This window comes from Streptococcus sp. VTCC 12886, assembly GCF_049893425.1.
Taxonomy (GTDB): domain Bacteria; phylum Bacillota; class Bacilli; order Lactobacillales; family Streptococcaceae; genus Streptococcus; species Streptococcus suis_AA.
In genome coordinates this window covers 51,992-59,112 of sequence record NZ_JBMVJB010000013.1, presented here as the reverse complement: position 1 = coordinate 59,112, position 7,121 = coordinate 51,992, and the positions used below count along the sequence as shown (strand labels likewise).

Sequence of the window (7,121 nt, the reverse complement as noted above, 5' to 3'; positions counted from 1 at the left end):
ATGTAAATAGAAAAAGGTTCCAGAGTCGACAGGACTTTGGATCCTTTTTCAATATACCTTGTTATTGGGCGGTTACAATAGTTCTTGACAAACAATAAAAATAGAGTATAATTCTATTTAGAAATGTTTCTAAATAGATGGACAAGGAGGCATATTATGGGATTGTCTGAAACCTTGAAGGCAATTTCTGCTCCTATTCGTAGGCAAATTCTAGATAGTCTTAAGTCGGGGCCGAAGTCTGCTGGGGAAATTGTAGAACAATTTCAATTAACTGGAGCAACAGTTTCTCATCATTTATCCACTTTGAAAAAAGCTGGATTAATTTTGGAGGAAAAGCAGAAAAATTTTATTTATTATCGTCTAAACTATACGGTCTTTGAAGAAGTCTTGGTTTGGATTGCAAGTTTTGGAGGGCAAAAAGATGAAGAAAATTGACATAAAAACCTTATTAGCAACTTCTAGTATATTTCTACTAATAGCTGTATTGACGATTTGTTACTATAAAGCATTGCCAGATACCATGGTAACTCATTTTGGGGTAAATGGTGAGCCAAATGGCTCTATGGCCAAGTATATGATGATTTTGACACCGCTACTATTCTTTTGTGTTCACCTATTCATTTGTGTACTTTATGATGTGAAAGGGATAGGGAGAATACCAGTCATTCGAGTAGTCAAATGGCTTTTTCCGCTACTGGCTCTCATCATTCAAGTTTCTTTACTCTGGTATAATTTAGGCGGAGAATTGGATTACCGTAGGCTTGTCATTGGACTGCTGGCTATCGGCTATATGGTAATAGGGAATTATTTACCCAAGGAGGAATTGGATAGCAAGACCAATGAAATAGAACGAAAGGGAAGAAAGCAGTCAGGCTATCTCTTCATTATTGGTGGATTATTGTTGCTAGTTAGCTTGTTAGGCTCTCCATCCGTATCTATTATTGTGCTGATTTTCTTTGGTGTTTCTACTTTAAGTCTTAGCCTCTATTATGCGTATCGTCATTATAAAACCGCTTCATAATTGGAGCGGTTTTTGTTATACTAGAAGTAGCAAACAGGAGGTAAGACCATGGGTGTTTTAACAATGGACAAAGCCTTTGTATTCTAAAAAACAATACAAAGGAGAACATCATGATTACTTACAAACAAAATCCTCAACTCGATTTTCAAGCTGTCCTAGACCTCTATGCTTCTGTGGGTTGGACAGGCTATAGTAGCCATCCAGAAATGCTAGAGAAGGCCTTGGAACATATTCTGCTCGTTCTTGTGCCGTTGACTGTGACCGTCTAGTTGGTCTTTTGCGGGCAGTTGGTGATGGTTATTCTATCATCTTCATTTAGGATATTTTGGTCCTCCCCGCCTATCAGCGTCAGGGAATTGGTCGAAATCTTTTAGAGCAAGCCATTTCACACTTTCCAGGTATTTATCAGCTTCATCTTTTGACGGATAATGCTGAGAAAACAAGGTCATTCTATGAAGCACTCGGTTTTACGGCTGTTGATAGTTTAGGCTGTGTTGCTTATACTTATTTAAAATAAGAAACAAACAAGAAAAGCAGAGGCTGGTTGACCAGCCTCTGCTTTGAGCAGATGATTTGAATTTCAAATTAAAAAGAGTAGAATATATTTATCAATAATTAGTAACAAAGGAGATGAACAATGGCAACTGTATTAATTGTAAAGGCCCACCCCCTTGACTCACAAAAGTCCTATGCTTTGAGGGCATTGGAAGAATTTGAAACTCGATTCGCCAGTTTGCATCCAGAAGATCGGATTGAAATAGTAGATGTTTTTGAAGACCAGATTCCTACCCTAGATAAACCTTTGTTGGAAGCGATGGCAGCTGCAAAGAAGGGGGAGGAGATTGCATCTGAACAAGCCGAGCGGTTGGAACGGTACAATGCTTTTACTCAGCAGTTTTTGTCGGCGGATAAGATTGTGGTCGTCAATCCCCTTTGGAACCTCAATGTACCAAGTCAGCTTGTTTCATGGATAAATACAATTAATGTAGCAGGCCTGACCTTTAAGTATGGCCCAGAAGGCTCTATCGGATTGATCAAGGACAAAAAGCTCCTGCACATCCAGTCCAATGGTGGTGTTTATGCAGGTCAAGATCCAGCTGCCCAGTACATCAAGTCTATCTTTGAGTTTTTGGGCTTTAAAGACATTCAGCAAGTCTTCATCGAAGGACAATCAGCTGATCCAAGTCAGGCTCAAGCGATATTTGAAGAAGCTATGGGGAAAATTGATAATATTTTACTACATTTCTAATAAAAAATAGCCACGCTTCATTTGGAGCATGGCTTTTTTTGCATTTCTGCAATATAATTTAACTTGCTCTGCCGGCTACGTCTTTTAAACAAGGCTTCGGCAGACATGGCTTCCTGCTTACTGGCAAAAACTTCTTGATAGAGTAGTTTGACAGGCAAACGACCACGTGTATATTTAGCACCTTTTCCACGATTGTGAGTAGCGAGTCTTTTTTCCACATTTGTTGTATAACCGGTATAGAGGCTATCATCAGCACATTCTAAAACATAAAAATAGGCTTTATTTTCCATAATAAATCTCATGAATAGCAGGAGTATAGTCGCCGTTTTCCTCGTGAACAACCAGAGGTGGCAGGATATGTAATCCATCTACAGAACCATCTTTGATAGCCTCAATCAGTAACATATTCGCTTCCTTACTGGCCTTGGGATAGACAAACTGGATGCGTTTTGGAGCCAGTTTGTAGATACGTAACTTATCTAAAATATCCAAAAATCGATCTGGTCTATGGACCATGGCCAAGCGACCATTGGATTTGAGTACTTGTTGTGCTACCTGGCAAATATTGTCAAGGTTGGTCGCAATCTCGTGTCTGGCTAAAAGGTAATGCTCGCTTTTATTGAGGTTAGAAGATTCATCTACTTTAAAGTAAGGAGGATTGCAGAGCATTAAATCAACTTTTGATCGTAAATCATATTGAGGTAAGTTTGCCAAATCGTCGTTAATCACTGTTAACTGTTCCTCTAAACCATTGAGTTCGATGGATCGCCGATTCATGTCCGCTAAGCGTTCCTGTAATTCAACCTGGACAATCTGAGCCTTTGTACGTGTGGAGGCAAAGAGGCCCACCGCCCCATTTCCGCTACAAAGGTCGACAATCAATCCTTTTTTAGCTGGCATTTTCGGAAAACGCGATAGGAGGACGCTATCAACTGAATAACTAAAAACTTCCCGATTTTGAATAATTTGAACATCTGTTGAGAAGAGCTGGTCAATCCGCTCCCCATCTTGTAATTCTATTTTATGCATATGATAATTATAGCATATTGTAAGAACAGAACTTCAGATTTTTTTCGGAGATAAAATATGGTATAATGTAAGGACTGAAAAGGAGATGACTATGTTTTACGCCTATTTACGTACCTTACTATCTTTTTTACTTTGGGCAATTAATGGAAATATCCATTATCATGATAAAGAAAAAATATTGCCACAAGAGGAGAATTATATTTTAATCGCTCCACATAAGACCTTCTGGGATCCTGTTTTTTTAGGATTTGCTGCTGCGCCAAAACAGTTTATTTTTATGGCTAAAAAAGAACTTTTCAAGGATCGCGGTTTTGGCTGGTGGATTCGCAAATGTGGAGCCTTCCCAATTGATCGTGAAAATCCTGGGATGGCAGCTATTAAATACCCTGTCAACATGTTGAAAAAAAGCAATCGTTCTTTGGTCATGTTTCCTTCTGGAAGTCGTCATTCTTCAGAACTAAAAGGTGGTGTAGCGGTCATTGCCAAGTCAGCCAAGGTTAAACTCATGCCTGCAACCTATGTGGGACCGATGAGCATCAAGGGGCTCTTGGCTGGTGAGCGAATCGATGTGGCTTTTGGAAATCCTATCGATGTTTCAGACATCAAGCGCTTGGATGATGCAGGGACGGCTGAAGTAACTCATCGAATCGAAACTGAATTTAAACGTTTGAATGATTACGCAGCATCCTTCCAAACTAAGAAAAAACCAAATATATTAACTTATATTTACCGTCTCCCTATCCTTATCCTAGTAGCAATTATTTTAGGATTAACCTATGTTTTTAGTTACATAGCAAGCTTCTTTTGGAATCCATCGGTAGAATTAAAAAAATGAATTGAAAAACTCGTTTCTGCGGGTTTTTCTTTTTTATTTTCGAATAAAAGGATGGAGGTAAATTTATGGAAGAAATGTTAAACATAGTAAAGGAACATAAGTGGTTTTGTGTAATTGCAAGTATGATGACAGTAGTGGTTGTGAGTGTTCTATTGCTCAACCAGCCTTCTCAGCCTGCAGATCAAACGGGTTTGGCAGCATTTTCACAGGACAACCAAGCAAGTAGTGTTCCAGAAGAGGTTGAAGAATCCAGTACAGAAAGCAAAACAAGAGATACTGAACAAGAAATCCAACTGGTTGTGGTAGATGTTAAAGGAGAAGTAGAGAGACCTGGACTTTACACACTTAAGTTCGAGAGTCGCGTCAATGATGCGATTGTTGCGGCTGGTGGTTTTACAGCAGAAGCAAATCAAAAATCAGTCAATTTAGCTCAAAAATTGGCAGATGAAGAGATTATTTACGTCGCACACAAGGATGAGGATGTTTCAGTAATAACAGCACCAAATTCAAGTGTTGTAGCTACTCAAACTCAAGAGGAGAGCCAATCTTCTTTGGTCAATTTAAATACTGCCACCGAGGCAGATTTACAAACCATTTCAGGTATAGGTGCAAAGAGAGCGGCGGATATCATTGCTTACCGTGAAGCCAATGGTGGTTTCAAATCGGTTGATGATCTCAATAATGTTTCAGGAATTGGTGATAAAACGATGGAAAGTATCCGACCATATGTCACGGTTGATTAGACTCCCCTGTCAGCCCATTCACTTTGCAGTTTTGGCGGTGTTAGCCTACTTTGCCGTTCACTCTTTTTCCCTTTTGACAATGAGCCTGCTGAGTCTGTTACTAGCAGTCTTTAGGCTTCGGCAAGGAAAGGTGGTCTTCATCAAAACGCTACCGCTTCTAGCCTTATGTGGTCTCTTCTTCGGATGTCAGAAGATACAATGGGAGCGGACAAATCAATGGGCTCCAGAGCAAGTGACAACTGTGCAGGTTATTCCTGATACCATTGATGTCAACGGAGACAGTCTATCTTTTCGTGGTCGGGCTGAAGGTCAAGTTTTTCAGGTTTTCTATAAAGTTGCAAGTCAGGAAGAACAAACCTACTTTCATGAGCTTACGGACTTGGTGCAGTTAGAGGTAGATGCAGAAGTTTGCCAACCAGCAGGTCAACGTAATTTCAATGGTTTTGATTATCAGGCTTATCTCAAAACCCAGGGCATCTATCGGACAGTAAAAATAAGTACCATTAACAATATTCTCCCTGTTCATTCTTGGAATATCTTTGACTGGTTGTCAACCTGGCGGAGGCAGGCTCTCGTTTATATCAAATCTCATTTTCCTGCTCCCATGAGCCACTACATGACTGGATTACTATTGGGAGAGTTAGATAGTGACTTTGACCAAATGAGTGACCTCTATTCTAGTTTAGGGATCATTCATCTTTTTGCCCTGTCTGGGATGCAGGTTGGTTTTTTCATTGACAAATTTCGCTGGCTTTTATTGCGTTTGGGTTTAACAAAGGAAACTGTCGATAAACTTCAAATTCCGTTTTCTCTTATTTATGCAGGATTAACAGGATTTTCAGTATCAGTCGTGCGGTCCTTGGTCCAGAAAATTCTTGGTAATCTCGGGCTACGAAAATTGGATAATTTTGCAGCAACAGTCTTTGTTTGTCTCTTGCTTATGCCACGGTTTCTTCTGACTGCAGGCGGTGTGCTAACATTTACCTATGCTTTGTTATTGACAGTCTTTGATTTTGAAGAGCTAGGGCAGCTAAAAAAGATAGCAGTGGAGAGTCTGAGTATTTCTCTTGGGATTTTACCGGTCTTGATGACCTATTTTTTTGCCTTTCAGCCCTTATCTATCCTTTTAACGTTTGTTTTTTCCTTTGTTTTTGATGTGTTGTTGTTACCTGGGCTATCTGTCATTCTTTTACTATCGCCCTTCATTAAAATGACGTGGGTCAACGGATTCTTTATCCTTATGGAAAAGATTATTGTATGGGTGGCAGAATTGGGGATTCGACCTTGGATTTTAGGAAAACCTACGGGCCTTGTCTTTTTGCTCTTGCTGTTCTCCCTTTTCTTGCTTTATGATTTTCACAGAGAGAAGAAATGGCTCCTTGGATTGAGTCTGATCCTTGCTCTGCTATTTTTCATAACCAAACACCCGCTGGAAAATGAGGTGACGGTGGTAGACGTAGGGCAGGGGGATAGTATCTTTTTGCGGGACATTCGGGGGCGGACGGTTCTGATTGATGTGGGTGGTCGGGTTGACTTTGCTGCAAAGGAAGCTTGGCGGGAGCGGGCTAGGGAAGCAAATGCGGAGCGAACACTGATTCCTTACCTGCATAGTCGAGGTGTGGATCGGATTGATGATTTGGTTCTGACCCATACCGATGCAGATCATGTGGGTGATGTGCTAGAAGTGGCTAGGCAGATTCAAATAGGTAAGATTTACGTTTCTCCAGGTAGTTTGACTGTACCAGATTTTGTTGCGACTTTGAGGAAAATAAATGTCCCTGTTCATGTTGTAAATCCTGGAGATCGATTGCCCATTTTTGATTCCTATCTAGAAGTTCTATATCCCAATAGAATCGGAGATGGAGGTAATAATGACTCAATTGTACTCTATGGTCGTTTGTTAAAAATGAATTTTCTCTTTACCGGTGACTTGGAGCAAGGGGAATTAGATTTAATCACTTCTTATCCGCAGCTACCAGTCGATGTGCTGAAAGCAGGTCACCATGGTTCCAAGGGCTCTTCATATCCAGAATTTTTAGACCATATTGGAGCAAAAATTGCTCTGATTTCTGCTGGTGAAAATAATCGCTATCAACATCCACATAAGGAAACTCTGGAACGTCTTGACAGTCAAAATATGCAGGTTTACCGAACGGATCTGCAAGGAGCAATCCGTTTCCGAGGTTGGAAACAGTGGAGTATTGAAACGGTAAAAGAGTGACGCTCTCTCTGTAGCTGTTTTCT

The 7,121-nt window shown here is 40.3% G+C and carries 8 protein-coding genes and 1 pseudogene; 7 read left to right on the top strand and 2 right to left on the bottom strand.

Annotation, left to right across the window (positions count from 1 at the left end; translation table 11 throughout):
• Positions 1-156: 156 nt before the first annotated feature.
• The 4 genes and pseudogenes from ACPC57_RS05635 to ACPC57_RS05620 all read left to right on the top strand — a co-directional run bounded on the left by ACPC57_RS05635 (position 157) and on the right by ACPC57_RS05620 (position 2,270).
• Complete coding sequence (locus tag ACPC57_RS05635; protein ID WP_105136884.1) at positions 157-435, top strand: autorepressor SdpR family transcription factor; 279 nt, start codon at positions 157-159, stop codon at positions 433-435.
• On the top strand, positions 422-1,021 hold the full coding sequence (locus ACPC57_RS05630; protein ID WP_434066478.1) for a DUF1648 domain-containing protein: 600 nt from the start codon (positions 422-424) through the stop codon (positions 1,019-1,021). Before ACPC57_RS05635 ends, ACPC57_RS05630 begins: the two co-directional genes overlap by 14 nt.
• Before the next feature lie 110 nt (positions 1,022-1,131).
• Positions 1,132-1,538 (top strand): annotated as a pseudogene (locus ACPC57_RS05625) (GNAT family N-acetyltransferase).
• Positions 1,539-1,658: 120 nt separating this feature from the next.
• Positions 1,659-2,270 carry an FMN-dependent NADH-azoreductase gene (locus tag ACPC57_RS05620; protein ID WP_434066477.1) on the top strand — a complete coding sequence of 204 codons (612 nt, stop codon included), beginning with the start codon at positions 1,659-1,661 and terminating at the stop codon, positions 2,268-2,270.
• 17 nt (positions 2,271-2,287) lie between these two features.
• On the opposite strand, the gene ACPC57_RS05615 is transcribed toward ACPC57_RS05620, so the two are convergent.
• Positions 2,288-2,560 (bottom strand): GIY-YIG nuclease family protein, encoded by a 273-nt coding sequence (locus ACPC57_RS05615; RefSeq protein ID WP_434066476.1) that lies wholly within the window; start codon positions 2,558-2,560, stop codon positions 2,288-2,290.
• A complete protein-coding gene (locus ACPC57_RS05610) occupies positions 2,550-3,299 on the bottom strand; it encodes a tRNA1(Val) (adenine(37)-N6)-methyltransferase (protein WP_130554335.1) in 750 nt (249 codons plus the stop codon). The genes ACPC57_RS05615 and ACPC57_RS05610 overlap by 11 nt, the downstream gene beginning before the upstream one ends.
• Positions 3,300-3,390: 91 nt before the next feature.
• Here ACPC57_RS05610 and ACPC57_RS05605 point away from each other — a divergent pair, with 91 nt between their 5' ends.
• From ACPC57_RS05605 to ACPC57_RS05595, 3 genes are all read left to right on the top strand, one after another.
• Entirely contained in the window at positions 3,391-4,134 is a 744-nt protein-coding gene (locus ACPC57_RS05605; RefSeq protein WP_217374832.1) for a lysophospholipid acyltransferase family protein, read from the top strand.
• A 65-nt stretch (positions 4,135-4,199) separates the two neighbouring features.
• Entirely contained in the window at positions 4,200-4,877 is a 678-nt protein-coding gene (locus tag ACPC57_RS05600) for a helix-hairpin-helix domain-containing protein (protein ID WP_434066475.1), read from the top strand.
• A complete protein-coding gene (locus ACPC57_RS05595) occupies positions 4,861-7,098 on the top strand; it encodes a DNA internalization-related competence protein ComEC/Rec2 (protein ID WP_434066479.1) in 2,238 nt (745 codons plus the stop codon). The genes ACPC57_RS05600 and ACPC57_RS05595 overlap by 17 nt, the downstream gene beginning before the upstream one ends.
• The last annotated feature ends 23 nt before the right edge of the window (positions 7,099-7,121 follow it).

Excerpts from the sequence above, each read along its gene's own strand:
- ACPC57_RS05635 (WP_105136884.1), top strand. The coding sequence starts at position 157 with ATGGGATTGTCTGAAACCTTGAAGGCAATTTCTGCTCCTATTCGTAGG.
- ACPC57_RS05630 (WP_434066478.1), top strand. The coding sequence starts at position 422 with ATGAAGAAAATTGACATAAAAACCTTATTAGCAACTTCTAGTATATTT.
- ACPC57_RS05620 (WP_434066477.1), top strand. The coding sequence starts at position 1,659 with ATGGCAACTGTATTAATTGTAAAGGCCCACCCCCTTGACTCACAAAAG.
- ACPC57_RS05615 (WP_434066476.1), bottom strand. The coding sequence starts at position 2,560 with ATGGAAAATAAAGCCTATTTTTATGTTTTAGAATGTGCTGATGATAGC.
- ACPC57_RS05610 (WP_130554335.1), bottom strand. The coding sequence starts at position 3,299 with ATGCATAAAATAGAATTACAAGATGGGGAGCGGATTGACCAGCTCTTC.
- ACPC57_RS05605 (WP_217374832.1), top strand. The coding sequence starts at position 3,391 with ATGTTTTACGCCTATTTACGTACCTTACTATCTTTTTTACTTTGGGCA.
- ACPC57_RS05600 (WP_434066475.1), top strand. The coding sequence starts at position 4,200 with ATGGAAGAAATGTTAAACATAGTAAAGGAACATAAGTGGTTTTGTGTA.
- ACPC57_RS05595 (WP_434066479.1), top strand. The coding sequence starts at position 4,861 with ATGTCACGGTTGATTAGACTCCCCTGTCAGCCCATTCACTTTGCAGTT.